The sequence below is a fragment of the Bdellovibrio sp. HCB290 genome (genome assembly GCF_047305925.1).
GTDB lineage: Bacteria > Bdellovibrionota > Bdellovibrionia > Bdellovibrionales > Bdellovibrionaceae > Bdellovibrio.
In genome coordinates, this window is the sequence record NZ_CP178620.1 from 483,374 (window position 1) to 501,530 (window position 18,157).

The following is an 18,157-nucleotide window of genomic DNA, read 5'->3' on the forward strand; positions in this document are numbered from 1 at the left end:
ATTTAAATGATTCCAAAACAAAGGCGGCTGATAAAGCCGCCTTTCCTTTTTTCTGTAATCCAAATCTGGTCCTCGCGTTTGTCTTCTTAGCCTCTCTTAAATATCTGAAATTCCGATAAATTCACAGCTATGATGGATGATCAAAACGACGCTAATGATATGCCGGATTTTTCTGGCTTGATAGACTTTGAACAAATCGAAGAGGTTTCGCGCGTCTTTTTTGAGGAGTCCAAAGAAATCCTGCAGGGCCTTGATGCCCAAATCATGAGGCTTGAGGATGCTCCTAATGACCTTGAGCAGATCAATGTTTTATTTCGTAAAGTTCATACCATCAAAGGCAGCGTGGGATCAGTTCCTGGCGGCCAATTGCTGGCATCATTGTCCCACGAGTTTGAAGCTTTGCTGACTCGTATTAAGCGCGAGTCCCAAACGGTTTCTAAAGAATGTATTGATTTGTTCCTGCTAAGCTCACGTTTGATGAAGCAACTGGCGGAGGCCCTTCGCGAAAAGCGTGATCTTTATCCGGAAGAGCTTAGTGAGGTGATTGAAACAATCACTCGCTATAATGGTTTTCAATTTTCGGGCGAAGCCCCGAAGAAATCAAAAAAATCCCATGCAAAGCCATCGGTTGTTTCTGACGACGAAGATGGCGTTTGGATGTCTACCAAGCAGATGAATGAAATGCTTCGCCTAAGCGGCGAGCTTCTTGTTCTGAAAAATTTCTTTTCAATGATGAATCAAACGGTGAATTTCCGGGCTGAACCTGACTTGTTTGAACGCCGCCAGTCTGATTTTTCCCAGAACCTGACAAAGATCACTGATCAGTTTCAAAATCAGCTTCAGGTGATCCGTAAGGAAAAGGCCGAAGAAAGCTTTCAGGGTATTCCTGTTTTGGTTCGTCAAACCGCGACTGAGCTTAATAAGACCGTGCATTTGGAGATGACGGGGCTGGATTTTCTGATCGATAAGTCTTTGGCCAAAGATATCTCAGAGTCCTTGCTGCATTTGGTAAGAAACTCTATTGATCACGGAATCGAAGATCAATTTGAAAGAACTGTTGCCGGCAAACCATCGATCGGTCATCTGATGATTGAAATTATAGATCGTAATGGCACCATCCACGTGACGATGAAGGATGATGGTAAGGGTTTGGATCGCGAGCGCATTCTGAAGCGGGCGTTGGCGAATGACTTAATCAGACCCGAGGATGCAGATAAGGTTTCTGATGATGAAGTCTACAAATGTATTTTTGAACCAGGATTCTCCACGAAAGACAAAATCACGACTGTTTCTGGTCGTGGTGTTGGCATGGACGTGGTTTCGACCCTTGTTGAGAAATATGGTGGTAGCATTTCCATTTCCACCGAACTAGGATTGGGTACAACATTCACTTTGGTGTATCCTGCGCCTTCTCATATTCTTGTGGAATCAGCAATGGTGGCAAGCTGGAATGGTTTTCAGATAGCCATTCCATTGACGTCGGTGGCGCATATTACTTCCTGCAGTACTCTGCAATTGAATCGGATTGAACATCTTCGCTATTGTCAGTTTCACAATCAGACTATTCCATTGTTGTCCTACCAGGAAATTCGTGACGATCAGTTGTTGTTGAACGAGGCGAAGGTCGCTACGAGCACCGCCATTTTTGTAAGAGCCAAGAACTCAATGGTGGCGTTGCTGGTTGATCGTGTGGAAGCCCAGACAGATCTGGTGGTGAAGAACTTTGGTGGCATTGTGAAAGAGCAGAAAGGCTTTAAGGGCTTTTCAGTGCTGGCTGATGAAAAGGTCACGTACATCGTCGATCCTGAGCAGCTTCTTGGAATGTTAAAACATAGTATCCCTATGGAGAACGCAGCATGAGTGACTTCTTTGGCGATGACTTCACATGGGAATTAAAAAAGTACTTCCTCGAGGCCACCAGTAAAGAAGTGGAATCGTTTATGGATCTGATTGATCCGTCAACGTTCGCTAAAGTCACAGCTGAGATCAGTGAAGCATCATCTTCTTGGGTGGTGGATGCCAAATCCAACGAGTTTTCGTTCTTGGAAATATGGCTGACTGATTTTTTGGAGAAAATGGAATCTTTGGATTCAGTCGAGCAGATGCATAAGGCTTTGGAGCTTTTGCACAAGTATCTGACTGGACTATTAAGTGAAAAGAAAGACAGTGCAGAGCTGGCAGCTCATTTTCCCCTGGTCGCGCAAAGCAGCCGGGAAGCTTTGTTTTTGCACTGTAAAACTGGCGCTCAGCAATTCGTGCTTCCGATTGGTAACGTAATTGAAATCAGCGGCGTCCTGCCGGTGTTTCAGTTGCCTGATGCACGACCGGGATTGGCTGGACTGATTCCGTTTCGTGGGGAGGCGATCCCCGTCATCGATTTGAATTCCTATGGATTTCAGTCTGTGGAATCGGACAGATACTACTATGTCATCTGTGAACATGAGGGTATGCGATTCTCTTTACGTGTGACAGAGACAGATGAATTGATAAGTTTAAAAGATCAAGATATGCAAAATTTGAGTGATCATCCAACCATGCTTTCGGTGCCTTTCATCAAACAGTTCTTTGTAAAAGATCAGCACAGTGTGATGGTACTAGACATGGAGAAATTGGTAGCATGAATTCACACTATTTATATCCCGGCAAGTACGCAGCGTTTAAGGAAGAAACAGTTATTTCCACTTTGTTGGGATCCTGTGTGGCGGTTGCCATTTTTGATCCGACGACAAAAATAGGCGGACTGAATCACTACCTGTTGCCCGAGGCTCAGGCCGGAGAGCGCGCCAACTCACGCTATGGAAGTCATGCGATTCAGCTGTTGATTGATGATTGCTTGCGCTTAGGGGCAAATCGTAGTCAGTTGAAAGCCAAGATCTATGGCGGAGGCAACGTTATCAGTGTGTCCTCATTGGGTGAAGCCATCGGCTCCCGAAATATTGAATTTGCGGAAGCCACATTAAGGCAAATGGGAATTCCCATTGTTGAAAGAAATGTTGGTGGGGAATCTGCCCGCACAATTAAATTTAATACGGCAACGTCGGAAGTCCTTCACAATCAAACCAAAGAGGGCGGATCAGATGCTCCGGTTGACGTGTCGGGATTTAAACCTTTGGCAGTTGCGAAAAGTATCAAGGTTCTTGTGGTTGATGACTCGGCCACAGTGCGCACTCTGTTCACCAAAATTTTCAATCAGAGTGGTCTGGAAGTAGTCGGTGCTGCCGCTGATGCTTATCAAGCCCGTGATTTAATAGTTAATAAAAAACCTGATGTTATGACTTTGGATATCGAGATGCCCAAAATGTCGGGTGTGATGTTTCTGGAAAAAATTATGAAGCATCACCCAATTCCCGTGGTTATGGTTTCCTCATTGGCTAATACAGGCGAGGCCGCTTTGAAATCGCTGGATCTGGGAGCCGTGGAGTTTGTCCATAAGCCTTCCCAGTTTGATCCTCAGGTATTAAAACAGTTGGCAGAAATGCTGGTCATGAAAGTGCGTGCAGCAGCTTCTGTGAACGTGATCAAGAAAATCAAGGAAAGCCCGGCTCCAGAAGCACGGACAGTTCAAGCTCCAACATCGGCAGTACGTCGTGCTGCAGAGTTGAAAGTCGTGGTTGTTGGTGGAAACTCTGGCAGTGCTGAGGCACTGGAAAAGTTCATCACTAATTTGGCGGCGGATACTCCACCTGTTGTGGTTTCTTGCAGTACAGTCGCAAACTTTGTGACAGCGTATATTTCCAAACTTAAGGGAAATTCCAAAATCACTCCAGTTGTGGGGAAAGATGGGGATTTCCTAAGAATGGGGCATGTGTACTTCGTTCCTTCCGAACATCATGGAAAAATCATACCCGGAGTACAGGGACCAATGTTGAAGTTGGAAAAGGGGGCCCCGGTGGCTTCTCAGTTGCCTTCCAGCAACGTACTTTTTCAATCTGCGGCAAACGCCTACGGAAAAGGTGTCTTTGCGGTACTTTTGGGTGGATTTGGTACGGACGGCGTAAATGGTTTGACCGAAGTGCAAAAACTGGGTGGCGCGAGCGTCGTTCAGAACCCCGCAGAGGCTCAGTTTCCCTATGGACCGCAAAAAGCCATTGAATTGGGTGTAGCGGATGAGGTACTAAAAGCAGAGGCTTTGGCGGGATACCTAATGCAGTATCGAAACCAAAATCTATATTAGTTTCTGCACTTTTACCTGGGGTCCGTTTTGGAAATTCAAAATTTCGTTTCCGGAGAATTCAAAGCCTCCGGAAACCAAAAGACATTCACTAAATTTTCACCTTTTGATAATTCAGAATTGGCCCGGGTTTCTGAGTCAGATGCCATGGATGTTATTTTGAGTTTACAAAGCTCGAAGAAGGCATTGGCGGCCTTTGAAACTTCCACGCACGAGCAGCGTGCAGAAATTCTTAATAAACTTGCTGATCATTTTGAAAAGCACGCCCAAGAGATCGCATATAGCGAAGCTTTGCATCAGGGCTTGCCGAAGAACTTCGTATTGAAGAACAGCGTCCAAGTGGCGATCGCTATTTTGCGTGCAACAGCCGCAGATCTATTAAAGCCACTGCCTGCGGGGATTGGTGTTAAAGCGACGGGCTTGGTGGGAATCATCACGCCGTGGTCGATGTCTTTGAGAATGGTAACCGAAAGACTTGCACCTGCGCTTGCAGCTGGCAATGCAGTAATTGTAAAGGTGTCAGAGCATTCTCCAGTGACTTCCATTATTTTGGGCGAAGCCTTCAAGGCTATCGAATTGCCAGTGGGATTGGTGCAGGTATTAAATGGCGGAGCGGATGTTGCGCAAATTATTGCAGGACATCCCGCAATTCGCGCGATCACGGCTGCAGGAAAATCCACAACGATGGAAGCGATTGCCAAAGCTGCATTGCCGCAGATGAAAAAGATTCAGCTTAGCGGCGGTGCCAAGAACGCTGCAATAGTACTCAGTGATTTCGATTTTAAAAATCGCATGGCCGAAATTGTCGAGCCCTTCTTGCTGGGCCAGGGACAGATGTGCTGGAACATGACTCGCCTGTTTGTGCTTGAGTCCTTCGCTAAAGAATTCAACGAGGAATTGAAATCCTATTTAACCCAGTTGAAACCACTGACCTCGCCAGAAGGTAATGCAGTGTGGACGCCGTTAATTTCCAAGGACCGTGCAGAGATTCTAAATCAGAAAACTCAATTCGGTATTTCGGAGCACGGAAAAGTTCTTGCTCAAACCGAAGCCGAAACAACGGGAAATTTTGTGAAGCCCACATTTATGGTGGATTTGCCGAATTGTTCCGTGATGCAACAAGATGAGCTCTCGGCTCCATTGTTTTTGATTACAGCGGTCAAGTATCAGCATGAAGCCGTTAAATGGACTAACACCTCTTACCTGGCCCACTCTGCGATTGTGTGGAGCACGGAAGAAAAGTTCCTGAAGGTAGCCGAAAAGCTGGAAGTGGGGCAGGTGTCCCTGAATTCCTGGATGGAGCATTTGCAAAATCCAGTGGTGGGGATCAAGCAATCCAGTTTTGGAAACATGGATATGACCTGGAGCGGATCTTTTAATTCAGATGTGAAAAAGTTGACGGCGTTGCCATAATGTCAAAGTCGTGACGGAATGGCCTGTCGAATTATTGACGCAAATTAGTTCAAAATGTGCGTTCTCGCACGAGTTTTGACATCACAGTGAGAGCAGAATGCCTCTTCGGTAATCTCTAGAATATTTGGGTCGGACACGTGTCTAAGTTCAAGGACAGTGCCGCAAAGTATGCAATTGTTTTGGGAAATTATAAACTCGCGGTGCTTGGGACTGTCTGTTTTCTCGAAATAGTTAACTTTTGTATCTTCCATGTTGCCTCATCCTTGAGCTGATCCCCCACATCCATGCAGGGAAGCATCAGTGTGCCAGTGCAAGATCCGTTCACAGGCTAAAGTCCGGCCGCCGGATATCACTTTCAATCTGTATTGAATGAGTTCGGACTCGTTTTGGAAAGGGTGTTTGTCGCTTACCTTTCAAATCGGAGTGCCAATGAACCCAACTATTTCCCTATTAGCTGTTTTACTATCGGCGAGTCTTTTCACCGCCTGTGTGGAGGTTCGCGATAAAGACGAACTTGCCAAAGGTGGTCAGGTCGTTATCAAAGAAATCCGTCACCTGGTTATCGATGAGCCCTACTACTTTGTGGGTGGAGAGTTCATTCCTGCCAGACGTCTGCACGAAAAACCCCAAGCTGAAAGATCGTTGCTGGGGACGCGCAATGTTTACGATGTCGTTGTCGACACACTAACAATCACTGATAAGGGCATTCTTTTTACTATGGGTCACGATATTCAAATCACCGCCCGCATTCTTGAATCACAAAACGGAACCATCACCACGTTTCCAGATACCCATGAACCAAGCATCGTGACTGAGGGTGTGTCAGGTGGAAACTTGATTTTGAAAGTGGTTATCGCTGAAGGAAGATTGAATTTGTTCATGCAGGGCGAGCGCGGTGGCCCCGGAATGCCAGGGGGAGCACCTAATCCAAACATGGACGGTCGCGCGATACCGCTTTCGGGAAATGTGATGGGTTGTACGACTCCCAAAAATGGAGCACCCGGCGGACCAGGTGCCCGCGGCGGAATTTCCGGTACGGCCGAAGTTGATATTCAGGAAGAGGATGGATTTGTATTGAACGCCAAAGCGTTGCCGGGAATGGGTGGGAGAGGCGGACCCGGTGGTGAAGGTGGGCGCTACTGCATGGGAGATCGAAAGCGAGGACCTTCCGGTGCTATGGGTCCGCAAGGTGCAGAAGGTACAATTCAAACTTTATGCATTCGGATCGGGGAGCGTGGAAGACAGTGTATGTAAAAAAAAAGGCGCGATTTATTCGCGCCTTTTTTGTTTTAAAGATATGTCGTTTTAAGTTTCGATTCCGATTCGTAGCGCTCGAAAGCGAAAGTGATCAGCTTCGTGATTAGATCCTTATAGCCCACTCCCGTGGCTTCCCACATTTTCGGATACATGGAAATTTTCGTAAAGCCCGGGATGGTGTTGATTTCGTTGATGTACAACTCGCCATTCGGTCTTAGGAAGAAATCGACGCGAGTCAACCCATCGCAACCCATCGCCTGATATGTTTTCTTAGCCATGTCCTGTAAGCGCTGCAAAGTTTCACCGTGAATTTCCGCCGGAATTTTTAGCAAAGCTCCGTTATCGTCGATGTACTTCGCTTCGTACGAGTAAAATTCGTGCTGAGGAATCACCTCGCCAGGTAAAGAGGCTTGTGGGGCATGATTGTGACCCATGACCGAGCATTCCACTTCGCGGCCTTGAATGAACTCTTCTGCCAGCACTTTAAAGTCAAACTGGAAGGCATCCTGAAGTTTCACCTTGAAGTCGTCTGCAGATTTGATTTTGTGAACTCCCACAGAGGATCCCGCATTCGCAGGTTTGATAAAGAACGGCGTGCCCAGGTTCTTAACGATTTCGTCGTAGGAATTTTCTTTATGCGGAGTTAGCAGCATGTAGCGCGCATTTGGAATTTTCGCATCAGCCAGGATGTGTTTCATCACGGCTTTGTCCATACCGGCAGCAGACGACCAAACGCCACAGCCTACGAATGGAATATTCACCATTTTGAAAATACCCTGGATTGTTCCGTCTTCACCCATTGTTCCGTGCATGATCGGGAAAGCGCAATCAACAGAAGTTTTTGAGCTGTTTTTCAAAGAAAACAAAACCGGTTTGCCTAAGTCACAGATCAAAGCCACAGGTTCCGCATTGGGAGGCAAAGCTTTGTCGTCAATCTTGGTTACTTGAGTGAATACGCTCATATCCGGGAAGCGATACCAAGTTCCATCGGAACTGATGCCGATCAAGATAGGTGTGAATTTTTCTTTGTCCAAAGCATCGGCGATGTTTTTTGCCGAGCGCAGGGAAACTTCGTGTTCAGCTGATTTACCACCGAAAATAAGTGCCAGTGTCTTTTTCATTTTAAGTCCATCCGTGAGTTAAAACATTCTAAATTAAAAACTTAAGCCCATTCGACGATTTCGTGAGCCAGGCCGAAAATACCTGCGAACACTTCGTTGGGTTTTGCATCGCCGTACATATATGCCGGAGTCGTGACAACTTTAGTTTCACGGTCAGTGATGTAATCATCCACCGGGCATTCTTCGTGTATTGCACCGGTCTTTTGAATTTCTGCGGCTGTGGCAGGGTCATTTCCGATAGTGACTGTGACTTTCTTTTTGCCCAGAACTTTTGCCACCAGTACTGGGGCAATACAACATGCACCGATTGGTTTGCTGGCTTCAAAGAATTCCAGGATCACGCGCTTTACTTCTGCATTCACATCGCAATCCGCACCTTTTTCAGCCCAGTTGCAAAGATTTTTAGCGGCTCCAAAGCCGCCTGGGAAAACAATCGCATCAAAGTCTTTGGCGTGAAGATGGGCCAAAGTCTCAACGTGGCTGCGCGCGATGCGTGCAGATTCTTTCAAAACATTTCTAGTTGTGCCGGTCGGAGATTTTGTGACGTGATCGACTTCTTGCAGTTCGATGTCAGGAGCAAAGCAGCTGACTTGAGCTCCTGCTTGATTCAATGCGATCAACAAGCTGATCGATTCAGTGATTTCTGCGCCATCCAAGTAACCGCAACCAGAAAGGACTACTGCGATTTTTTTCATAAAAAACCTCCGGGAGATTTCACTCTACAGGAGGTCCTTGTGTCTGGCAATCAAGTGCTGGCTAGTTCTGGCTGCCGGTGCGTTGAAAGTTTGTAAGACGGTTGCACACCGTGACTAAAACTTTGGAGGAATCAGGAATTTGAACAAGTCCACGGTTGCAGTAATCCAAGACGCGCGCAAAGAACGGCAGATCTTGAGTTACTGAAATGCTATAAGTGACTTTTTGCTTTTCAACTGCAGTTCCTGTTTTCATCAGAATCGACCAATCAAATGTCACTTTTTTAACATTCAGTTCGCAGTTTGGAATGCCGCCGCAGTGTGGTTGCTTTTTTATTAGGTCCGGTGCCGGGCGTACCTCTGTTACCGAAGTCAAATTACCACATTTGATTTCACAGGAATCCAGCTTCAGGTTTTCTTTGCAATACTTTTGCAGATCGTCGGTCATGACACAGGCGTAAGCCAGCATCAGGACGCGTTCGAATCCCAAAGTGAGTTCATAGTCATCGGCTTTGGCGGTGATATCACTTTTTTTAGCAAGCACTGACTTCGTTGTGGCAAGGGCAGTAGATTTGGCGGTCAGGTCGCTTTCCTTGCTCACCGTACGATATTGCTTTCTGGTGGATTGGGAAGAGTTGTCACCAGTAATAACCGCAGTTTGATAAAGGAATTCGTACTTAAAAACCGTTGGGTCGTCCGGCGGTTCCGTGATTGAACTAATCGTGGTTCCCTCTTGCAGAACCAAGCGGGGATTCATTGTGTCGATCTGTTGATCTGTTTCTTGAAGAATAAAATCACCCTTCAGCATCTGTAGTGGCTCCACGACTCCCCAAGATGTTACCAGGGCGCCAGCGACCTCTTCGGCAGTTGCTGGAATCGACTTATCCTCAAGATCAGGAGTTTTCATACAAGACAGGGTGCTGGCGACAATCGCAGCCAGCACGACTCGCTGAAGGTTCTTCTTCATATGGAATCCCAACCCCAAATCCAAAGTTGCAGGGGCATGATTTTTTCAAATTTTTGAACGGTTTCTTCTTTAAAGATGCCAATCGCACGATAGTCGATCGGGCCGAACAACAAGCGAACCATGTCGGTTTCGTTGTTGATCGTGTAAAGATCCTGACCGATACCAAAGACGAAGTTATCGGGATGCTTTTCCAGGACAAAGTCAGCAATACCTTCTGCGCGGAAGGCGCGTTTGATTTTCGCAGACAATTGATCAAAGTTCACAATCTTGATCATTCCCAGGAAGCCGCTGTTTTTAGTGACGGTTCTGGTTTCCAACTCACGAATTAGATTTTGCGAGTGTTTCGGGCAAATGATCGTGAAAGGAGTTCCTTTTTTCGCACGAATAAAGCTTAACAGGGAAAGCAAAGCTGATGTCGAACCACCCCATTCATGGATGTAGCCGCCCAAGTCGATGCCTTTGCCTTCAATTGCATACGCAGCCAGTTGCCCGTTCGGCTCCCAAGCTGTGTAGATTTGTGTTTGCGGGATGCTTAAAAACTTACGTGTTTCCTCGATCGAGCGCACCGAGTTCACGGAATGTTTGGAGTAAAGGCGATAAATAGCATCCGGAGCCACGCGATTGTCGGTGGAATAGCTCAGATTACTGATAGGCATATCGAAGTTGTCTTCGATAACGAAGCTGATCTCGCTGCCGGCCAGTTCAAATCCCATGCGACGGTAAAAATCGAATAAATCAGTCCATAAGATCGCGATATCACAGGATTGCTCCTGGGCAGATCTTAGGCAGTCCTTAATCACCGTAGTGCTTAGCCCCTGACCGCGGTGGTCGTCTTCCGTTACCACCGAACCGATGGCAGCCACCTTAAAGATGACATGGGGAGACTTAATAATAAGCGGTTTCAATACGGCATGGGAAAGAACGCGTTCTTCATCGGATATGATGCGCATATTGTGCAAGTTGTTAGAGGTAAAAGCCGTCGGGTACTCGGCTGCAATGGACCAAGGGGCTTCTGAGCGCAGTTTTTTATTCAAAAAATCCAAAACTTGGGGAAGCTCAGTTTCCCTAGGTGAACGTGGTCCTTCCATGAACCCTCCTTTTGACAGTCTCCTTTAGAATACCGGGATTTGGGGCTGGACCCCAGTGATTCGACAAAAAAGGCCCTGAAAATGCGACACAAGTCCGGAAGGCCAGTTTGACAGAAAGGGGGAAACCCTTATAAATAAGGGGCGTATTTAGGAGAATTTCATGGCCGATAAGAGTCAAAAGTGGAACGAAAATAAACCAGGTAAAGTGTTCGTCGATCAATCTTGTATTGCCTGCGACGCCTGTGTTCTTACGGCTCCTAAGAATTTTTCAATGCACGAAGAAGACGGTCATGCATTCGTATCTAAACAGCCGGAATCACCTGAAGAGCAGGAATTGGTAAAAGAGGCCATCGAAGGCTGTCCAGTCGAAGCAATTGGCAACGACGGTGACAACTAAGAAGAAGGCTCCTTTAGAGCAGACGACTTCTCTTCTTAAGCGCTATTATCCTGATGCCCACTGCGCCCTTGATCACAAAAATCCCTTTGAATTATTGGTAGCCACAGTTTTATCCGCTCAATGTACTGACGAGCGGGTGAATATGGTCACGCCAGCGCTGTTTGCGAAGTATCCAACTCCCGAAGCCATGGCTAAAGCGCCATTGGGGACCTTGGAGTCCCTGGTTCGTTCCACGGGATTTTTTAAAAATAAAGCTAAGAATCTAAAATCCGCCGCCACTGATCTGGTAAAGAAATATGCCGGTGAAATTCCGCGGGATCTCGAGTCTTTAGTCCAGCTGGCAGGCGTCGGTCGTAAAACCGCGAATGTCGTGTTGGGTAATGCCTTTGATATTCCCAGCGGTATCGTTGTGGACACGCATGTGACTCGTTTGTCCAATCGCTTGGGTTGGGTGAAAACAGAAAACGCAGTGATAATTGAAAAGCAATTGTGCAAAGTAGTGCCGGAAGACGACTGGATCTTATTGTCACATCTGTTGATTTCTCATGGTCGAGCTATCTGTAAGGCGAGAAAACCAAATTGCGATCATTGCTTCCTTGAGACAACTTGCCCGAAGCGGGGAGTCTAGGCACAATGGTCTCATGTTTGTTTCATTCTTTGAGAGCGTTAAATACGTAGGTCATCTTCTGCCCATTTCATTCCTCAGAATTTTCCTGGGTTATTACTATTTGGAACAAGCCCTGCAAAATTATCGCGGTGATTTTCTAACTCGCCCGCGTATCGCAGATCAAATTGCAGAATGGCTGCCATCAAGCCACGCACCGAACTGGTTTAAGATTTTTGCAAGTGCGCAGATGATTCCGAACTGGCAAACTGTGGCGTTCATTATTGTGGGGCTTGAATTTGCCATCGCTATCTCCTACATCATTGGCTATGTGGTCAGACCGATGGCATTGTTGGGCGTACTTATGTGTGTCACGATGCTTTTCTTGTCGGGACCTGGTCAGGAAGATTTCTTCAAAACATTTCTGGCGATTCATCTGATTCTGGCATGGGTTGGAGCGGGTCGATGTCTGGGAGTTGACTATTATTTCTTCAAACGTCGTCGCGGCATCTGGTGGTAAATCCATGAAGAACTTTATCGTTTTTATAGCTGTCGTATTTTGCGGTCTTTTTTTAGCGATGCTAAATCGTACCGATTCTTCTCCGACGTCAGTCAGCGTTCCGACATTGCGGGTGTTTGGTTACTCGTCCTTCACCGGCAAATTCGGTCCGGGTCCTTTGTTGAAGGCCGAGTTCGAAAAGAACTGCCAATGCAATGTTGAGTTCATTGAAGGCAGTGATTCCGGCATCTTGCTGCAGCGTCTGAAAATCGAAGGTGAAAGCCTTGGAGCAGACCTTGTAGTGGGTTTGGATCAATTCGATCTTTCCAAAGCCATGAACGAACAACAGTGGCGCAAAATGAGTTTGGGAAATCTGAACGTCTATGAAGCAGTAAAACCGGCGTTAAGTAACAACTTCTTTGTTCCATACGACTGGGGAGCTTTGACCTTCGTTATGCGCACTGGAGAAATCAAAAAGGTACCGGTCAAGATCGACGATCTGTTGGATCCAGAGTTTACCCGAAAGATTTCCTTGCAGGATCCACGTACCAGCTCTCCGGGAATGCAGTTCCTGTACTGGCTGGTTCGCTCAAAAGGTGAAGACGAAGCTTTCAAGTTTTTGTCGCAGTTGATGCCTCAGGTTCACAGCTTTTCACCGACTTGGTCAACGGCTTACGGGATGTTCACAAATAAGCAAACCAAGATGGTTTACTCTTATGTGACTTCACCGCTTTACCACGAAATCGAGGAAAAAAAGAAGGACTACCAGGCTATTGCCTTTGAAGAGCCTTTGCCGCTCCAGTTTGAATTCATGGGAATTCCTGAATTCTGCAGACATTGCGAACTGGCGGAAAAGTTCGTGAATTTGATGCTGTCCCCGGAAGGTCAGAAGATCATCATGGAAAAGAACTATATGATGCCAGTGATGAAGGGTGTCCGGGACGGAACTCCATTCGCATCAGTTCCTGAGTATAAAACCATGCCCGATTTTGAAATTCTCTCCACGGCTGAAGTGGATCGTTTATTGAAACGCTGGACGGAAGTTCGCAGAGGCGCACTCAATTGAGTCTCCGAAAACTACTTCGCACCGCTTTGGCGATTTTTCTGCTTTTTCCATTTCTGTTTCTGGTAACCCAATTCAAGATCCAGGAGTTACCAGAGGCATCAGAAATCTTTTGGGCATTTAAGAATACATTTGCGCAGGCGCTGCTTTCGGCCATCGGGTCCTTGATTCTTGGTGTTTGGGCGTCGTTTGGAATTCTGAACTTTTCACACGGCAAAAGCCGTCTTCGCTTGTTGTTGGAAGTTCTGTGCCTGGTTCCCAGCTTTCTGCCGCCGCTTTTCATAATTCTTTCAGTATTGAATATCGTGGATCCTTTTCCTGTCGGTACCTTCGGGATTGCCTTGATACACACCGTAATGAACTTCGGTTTGGTTGCAGTTCTATTCACGGGGATTGTTGAAAACAAAGTCGGCGGAGTGGCTGAACTGTCTTTGGTTGAAGGGGCCGGTCGCTGGCAATTTCTAAGTAAAGGCCTTTTGCCCATGCTAAAAAAGGATCTTTGGCTGCTGGGTTTGTTTGTATTTGTGGTCTGCTTTGGCAGCTTTTCGGTGCCTCTTATTGTGGGCGGGGGCAAAGGCACCACGATTGAAGTGCTGATTTATGAAAAAATCCGATTATCTGGTGATTGGAGTGGGGCGGTTTTTCTGGCGGCCTTGCAATCGCTGTTTATTTTTGCGCTTTCGCTGATCGTGGGTGGTGCGAAGGGTAGCTCTAACAGACCATTTGCCAATTTAAGTATTGTTCGTATGCGCTCGGGCATTGCCATCATCATCGCAGTTTCTTTGATGTACATCACAGGTTACTTTCAAGGTCTGATTGCTGGATTCGGTATGATGTCCACGTTGTACGAATATCAATCTTCTTTGGCGTGGAGTTTCCTGGGAAGCTTGTTCATTGGATTGACCACGGGAATTCTGTGCTATGTGTGTCTGATGCTGATCGCCTATTGCTGGCCTAAAGCGTGGTTTGATAAGTTTTTGAATGGCTATGTGGCGCCCAGTACATCGTTGGCGTGTTTTGCTTTGTTGATCCTTAGTCCCAATGAAGGAATCTATCCATTCATAAAAATTCCGGTAGCAATGTTATTGCTTAGCTTGAATGGTTTATTCCGTATGGGATGGGATAGCGAGCTTCGCGGACTGGAATCCCAATTGAACGTGGCCTATGCAATGGGGGCTTCTCCGTCGCAAATATTTCAGGAAGTCATGTTCCCGCAAATTTCACCCAAAGCTGGTGTGCTGGCTGGGATAGGGGCGGTATGGGCCTGCGGAGATTTCGCAGTTTCGCGTATTCTGGCACATAGGGATTTAAGTATCGCCATGATGACTGAAACATTGATGTCGGGTTACCGACTGAATCAGGCCACTGTTTTAAGTTTGTTGATTGTGGTTGCTGGATTGATTTGCTTTATTCTTTGTGTGGGGGGGAGCCGTGTCCTTCGTCGAAAATTTACGCCGTGATTTCGGAGACTTTAAATTGGATATCCCGCGCTGGGAGATTTTGGATCAGGGTGTGACAGTCCTTTCGGGACCCTCTGGCTCTGGCAAAACCACGGTATTCAGAATGCTTCTGGGGTTGGAAGAATGCCCGGGAATGAAATGGACCTTTGGAAGCCAGGATTTGGCCAAGTTGCGAACTCCAGACCGTCGTTTGGGAGTGGTTTTTCAAACGTTGGATTTATTTCCGCACATGACCGCAAGAGAAAACATTCTATTCGCGGCAAGGGCCCGTAAGATATCCGAAGAAAAAGTTCGCGCTCGCTTGAAGGAGCTGACGCAGAATCTGAAAATGGAATCATTTTTGGATAGACCGGCAGCCATTATTTCCGGCGGCGAAAAACAAAGAACTGCCATTGCACGAGCACTGATTGGCGAGCCGCGATTGCTATTGTTGGACGAACCCTTTTCCTCGCTGGATCAAGAGCTTCGTGAAGACAGTCGCCGTTTGATCAAATCTGTGATTGAAAGCGAAAAGATTCCGACATTGTTGGTTACGCATGATCCGAAGGATATCGAAGTGATGGCCAATAAGGTCTTTTATATCCGCAATGGTTCCATTATTTCAGAAAGTTAAATTGTGTAGCGCTGAACCATCTCTAGCAAAGCGGTTTTCTTAACAGGTTTAGTCAGATGCTCAGTGCAGCCTGCATCCAAAGATTTTTGAATATCTTCTGCCATGGCATTGGCACTGACCGCAATGATAGGCGTCGGCTTCAGTTTGTTGATCTGTTCCCATTCGCGAATTTTGCGGGTAGCAACATAGCCATCCATCACGGGCATTTGAATGTCCATCAATATCAAATCAAATTCGCCGGTGGTGGCTTTTTCCACTGCGACTTTGCCGTTTTCGGCCTGAACGATGTCGAAGGGATACTTCTTTAGGTATGTTAGCAGCAGGAATCTGTTGTCTTCAGTGTCGTCGACCACAAGAATCCGGCCATTGCGTGCCACACTTGAAGTGATTTTGGCGATATCCTTGGAATCTTCCACAGCCCGTGGTGATTCGACGACGGCGTCAGTCGGTACGTATGGTATCGTGAAGCCAAAGGTACTTCCTGCTCCCTCGCGGCTTTCGAACCAAATCTTACCACCCATAAGTTCAACCAGATTTTTTGAAATCGTCAGACCCAAGCCGCTGCCACCGAACTTGCGGGTGATCGAGCTGTCTGCTTGAACGAAATTTTGAAATAACAAATGCTGCTTGTCCGTTGGGATACCGGTTCCCGTGTCGCGAATGCGGAAACGAAGACAGCTTTTCGCTTCATCATCAAAATCCACACTGACCGCGATCTCTCCGGACTGAGTGAACTTGATGGCATTGCCGATTAGATTGAACAAAATTTGTCTAAGTCGGGTAGGGTCCCCAATGATATGCGGACGTTCACCCTCCAGATTCACTTTCAGATGGAAATCCAGATTTTTTTCCGCGGCCTTTTGTTTTAGGATGTCGCAAATATTTTTTGTCGTAGCGACCAAGTCGAAAGCGATTTTCTCGATACGAACTTCGCGGGCCTCGATTTTAGAAATATCCAGAATATCATTGATCAATGAAAGCAGATTTTCACCGGCATTGGCGCAAACTTGAACCAGCTGTGCCTGCTCCGGCTTCAATTCAGATTCGGAAAGAATGTCGGTGATACCAATAATGGCATTCAGCGGAGTACGGATTTCATGGGACATACGTGCCAGGAATTCCGATTTGGCCTGGGATGCTTTTACGGCCTGTTCACGGGCTTGGATCAGAGCGTGCTCGCTTTGAATTCGATCTGTGATATCAGTTCCAACGAAAACGAAGGTCAGATCCTTGGATGTACGGTTTGGCAATGCCGCCCAGTTCATCAGAATCGGAATTCGGTGGCCATCGACGTTGGTGATTTCAGCTTGAATACTGTGGCGGGTTTGTAAAAGCCATGTGTAATTTTTAAACTCCGGTTGGGCATGGATCAAACTTTTCAGGTCGACTTGGGCAACCTGGTTTGGCGAAAGTCCCAGAAGTTTAAGGGCATATTCATTCGCCTGGGAAATCATGTAGGAAGACTGGCGCCAGTCATCGTGATGGACTACTTTTACGATAAATAGGAAAGCTTTGATGGATTGGATTACGCTGTCCAGGAATTCTTTGGATACGGTTGTGGTTTCCAAACGATCTGCAAGCTGATTGTACTTTGTCACTAGCATCCCGATTTCATCGCGGGATTGATAGTTGATTTTTTGAGTCAGGTTGCTGGTACCCAATTTTTCCAGACGGTCTGTCAGAAGTTGAATCGGCTCGACAACCTTCCCGGTCGCAGCAAATGTTGCAAAGAAGAACAGGATGAAAATTAGAACGGCTGCCGCACTGGATGCGATGGCGATGCGATCCAGAACTGCAAAGGCTTCGCTTTCGTCAATTTTGGTTTGAATATACCAAAGCTCACCATTTGGCAGATAAATCTTACCGATGGAGCGGATGACTTTTTGCCCTCGATAGTCTGTACCTAGCTCGCGGACCTCGCTAAGGTTCTCAATCTTCTTGATGTCTTCGTCCCCACGATTGCTCTGCCCTGAAGCAGCGCCTTCCGTTGTGGCTCCTTCAGCCGAGGCACCTTCGGTCTGTTCTTCCGAACGGAAGCGACCGGTATTGCGCAGACTCCAGTCTTCGCCGTAAATCAATGTTTCGCCGGTCTGGCCCATACCATGAGTGGCCCAGGCAAAATTATCGCTGGTGATACGATCGATTTCAGAAATCGAAATCTTAAGAATGACTGCTCCCAGGAATTTTCCATTGCGGATGATCGGAGAAGCCACATACCCGGTGGTGAACTTAACACTCACGGAATCCTTTTCGAAATCCAGGAACAGCGTCGAACCCTCCTGAGCTTTCATCGCCCAATTGAACAGGTCTTTCAACTTCTGCATTCCGGGAGCATCATCGAAAACCGAAACACCATCATCAAAGTCTTTTCGAGTTGTGTAAAGAACGCGTCCTTGAGGGTTGATCAGGGCCAAATCGTAAATATTGAAATCCAGGACGTAGTTATCCAACAGTCGACGAAACTCCGGGTAGGAGTCTGATTTCTGATCCATCAAAAGATTGTCAGTCATCTCGTGGGAAGAGATGAGATTCACAGCCATTTGCAGATCACGGAAATAGTTTTCAATTGAAGTGGTTTTGGCGATGCGAATTTGTGTCAAACGTTCATACGTACTATCGACAATTGTCGATTCGACAATTTTAAGACCGATCAAAGCAACAACGAAGGTGGCTAAGAATACCGAGACTAGATTGAATAGAAAAATTCTTAAACGTAAAGTCATTTTGCTGCCTTACTTCTAGTAGTACCGACTGAATCTAAATCACGCAACGAGTAGTTCCTTTCCACTCTGAAAACAGGTCGTTTTTTGAA

16 protein-coding genes are annotated in these 18,157 nt (G+C 46.7%); 11 read left to right on the plus strand and 5 right to left on the minus strand.

The window, feature by feature from the left end:
* Positions 1-129 precede the first annotated feature (129 nt).
* The 5 genes from ACLVWU_RS02455 (at position 130) to ACLVWU_RS02475 (ending at position 6,838) form a co-directional block, all read left to right on the plus strand.
* Positions 130-1,860 (plus strand): chemotaxis protein CheA, encoded by a 1,731-nt coding sequence (locus ACLVWU_RS02455; RefSeq protein ID WP_413576960.1) that lies wholly within the window; start codon positions 130-132, stop codon positions 1,858-1,860.
* Positions 1,857-2,621 (plus strand): chemotaxis protein CheW, encoded by a 765-nt coding sequence (locus tag ACLVWU_RS02460; protein ID WP_413576961.1) that lies wholly within the window; start codon positions 1,857-1,859, stop codon positions 2,619-2,621. Before ACLVWU_RS02455 ends, ACLVWU_RS02460 begins: the two co-directional genes overlap by 4 nt.
* The gene (locus tag ACLVWU_RS02465; RefSeq protein ID WP_413576963.1) at positions 2,618-4,174 is read left to right on the plus strand and encodes a chemotaxis protein CheB; all 1,557 of its coding nucleotides are present in this window, start codon (positions 2,618-2,620) and stop codon (positions 4,172-4,174) included. Before ACLVWU_RS02460 ends, ACLVWU_RS02465 begins: the two co-directional genes overlap by 4 nt.
* 27 nt (positions 4,175-4,201) lie before the next feature.
* Complete coding sequence (locus ACLVWU_RS02470; protein ID WP_413576965.1) at positions 4,202-5,584, plus strand: aldehyde dehydrogenase family protein; 1,383 nt, start codon at positions 4,202-4,204, stop codon at positions 5,582-5,584.
* A gap of 429 nt (positions 5,585-6,013) precedes the next feature.
* Complete coding sequence (locus tag ACLVWU_RS02475; RefSeq protein ID WP_413576966.1) at positions 6,014-6,838, plus strand: hypothetical protein; 825 nt, start codon at positions 6,014-6,016, stop codon at positions 6,836-6,838.
* A 35-nt stretch (positions 6,839-6,873) separates the two neighbouring features.
* On the opposite strand, the gene ACLVWU_RS02480 is transcribed toward ACLVWU_RS02475, so the two are convergent.
* The 4 genes from ACLVWU_RS02480 to ACLVWU_RS02495 form a co-directional block, all read right to left on the minus strand.
* Positions 6,874-7,962: a D-alanine--D-alanine ligase family protein gene (locus tag ACLVWU_RS02480; RefSeq protein ID WP_413576967.1), complete on the minus strand. Its 1,089-nt coding sequence runs from the start codon at positions 7,960-7,962 to the stop codon at positions 6,874-6,876.
* A 41-nt stretch (positions 7,963-8,003) separates the two neighbouring features.
* Positions 8,004-8,657 (minus strand): isoprenoid biosynthesis glyoxalase ElbB, encoded by a 654-nt coding sequence (gene elbB / locus ACLVWU_RS02485; protein ID WP_413576968.1) that lies wholly within the window; start codon positions 8,655-8,657, stop codon positions 8,004-8,006.
* Between the two features lie 61 nt (positions 8,658-8,718).
* On the minus strand, positions 8,719-9,621 hold the full coding sequence (locus ACLVWU_RS02490) for a hypothetical protein (RefSeq protein WP_413576971.1): 903 nt from the start codon (positions 9,619-9,621) through the stop codon (positions 8,719-8,721).
* Positions 9,618-10,709 (minus strand): GNAT family N-acetyltransferase, encoded by a 1,092-nt coding sequence (locus ACLVWU_RS02495; RefSeq protein WP_413576973.1) that lies wholly within the window; start codon positions 10,707-10,709, stop codon positions 9,618-9,620. Before ACLVWU_RS02495 ends, ACLVWU_RS02490 begins: the two co-directional genes overlap by 4 nt.
* A gap of 160 nt (positions 10,710-10,869) precedes the next feature.
* On the opposite strand from ACLVWU_RS02495, the gene ACLVWU_RS02500 reads away from it, so the two are divergent.
* The 6 genes from ACLVWU_RS02500 to ACLVWU_RS02525 are packed head-to-tail and all read left to right on the plus strand — an operon-like array spanning position 10,870 to position 15,345.
* The gene (locus ACLVWU_RS02500) at positions 10,870-11,106 is read left to right on the plus strand and encodes a ferredoxin (RefSeq protein ID WP_340598670.1); all 237 of its coding nucleotides are present in this window, start codon (positions 10,870-10,872) and stop codon (positions 11,104-11,106) included.
* Complete coding sequence (gene nth / locus ACLVWU_RS02505) at positions 11,096-11,734, plus strand: endonuclease III (protein ID WP_413576975.1); 639 nt, start codon at positions 11,096-11,098, stop codon at positions 11,732-11,734. The genes ACLVWU_RS02500 and nth overlap by 11 nt, the downstream gene beginning before the upstream one ends.
* 13 nt (positions 11,735-11,747) lie before the next feature.
* Positions 11,748-12,230, plus strand: coding sequence for a hypothetical protein (locus ACLVWU_RS02510; RefSeq protein ID WP_413576977.1), 483 nt, complete (start codon positions 11,748-11,750; stop codon positions 12,228-12,230).
* Entirely contained in the window at positions 12,187-13,275 is a 1,089-nt protein-coding gene (locus tag ACLVWU_RS02515) for a thiamine ABC transporter substrate-binding protein (RefSeq protein ID WP_413576979.1), read from the plus strand. The genes ACLVWU_RS02510 and ACLVWU_RS02515 overlap by 44 nt, the downstream gene beginning before the upstream one ends.
* Positions 13,272-14,732 carry an ABC transporter permease subunit gene (locus ACLVWU_RS02520; protein ID WP_413576981.1) on the plus strand — a complete coding sequence of 487 codons (1,461 nt, stop codon included), beginning with the start codon at positions 13,272-13,274 and terminating at the stop codon, positions 14,730-14,732. The genes ACLVWU_RS02515 and ACLVWU_RS02520 overlap by 4 nt, the downstream gene beginning before the upstream one ends.
* Positions 14,704-15,345, plus strand: a complete 642-nt coding sequence (locus ACLVWU_RS02525; protein WP_413576983.1) for an ATP-binding cassette domain-containing protein — start codon at positions 14,704-14,706, stop codon at positions 15,343-15,345. The genes ACLVWU_RS02520 and ACLVWU_RS02525 overlap by 29 nt, the downstream gene beginning before the upstream one ends.
* On the opposite strand, the gene ACLVWU_RS02530 is transcribed toward ACLVWU_RS02525, so the two are convergent.
* Positions 15,342-18,068, minus strand: a complete 2,727-nt coding sequence (locus ACLVWU_RS02530; protein ID WP_413576985.1) for an ATP-binding protein — start codon at positions 18,066-18,068, stop codon at positions 15,342-15,344. The two genes, ACLVWU_RS02525 and ACLVWU_RS02530, sit on opposite strands and share 4 nt — an antisense overlap.
* Between the last annotated feature and the right edge of the window lie 89 nt (positions 18,069-18,157).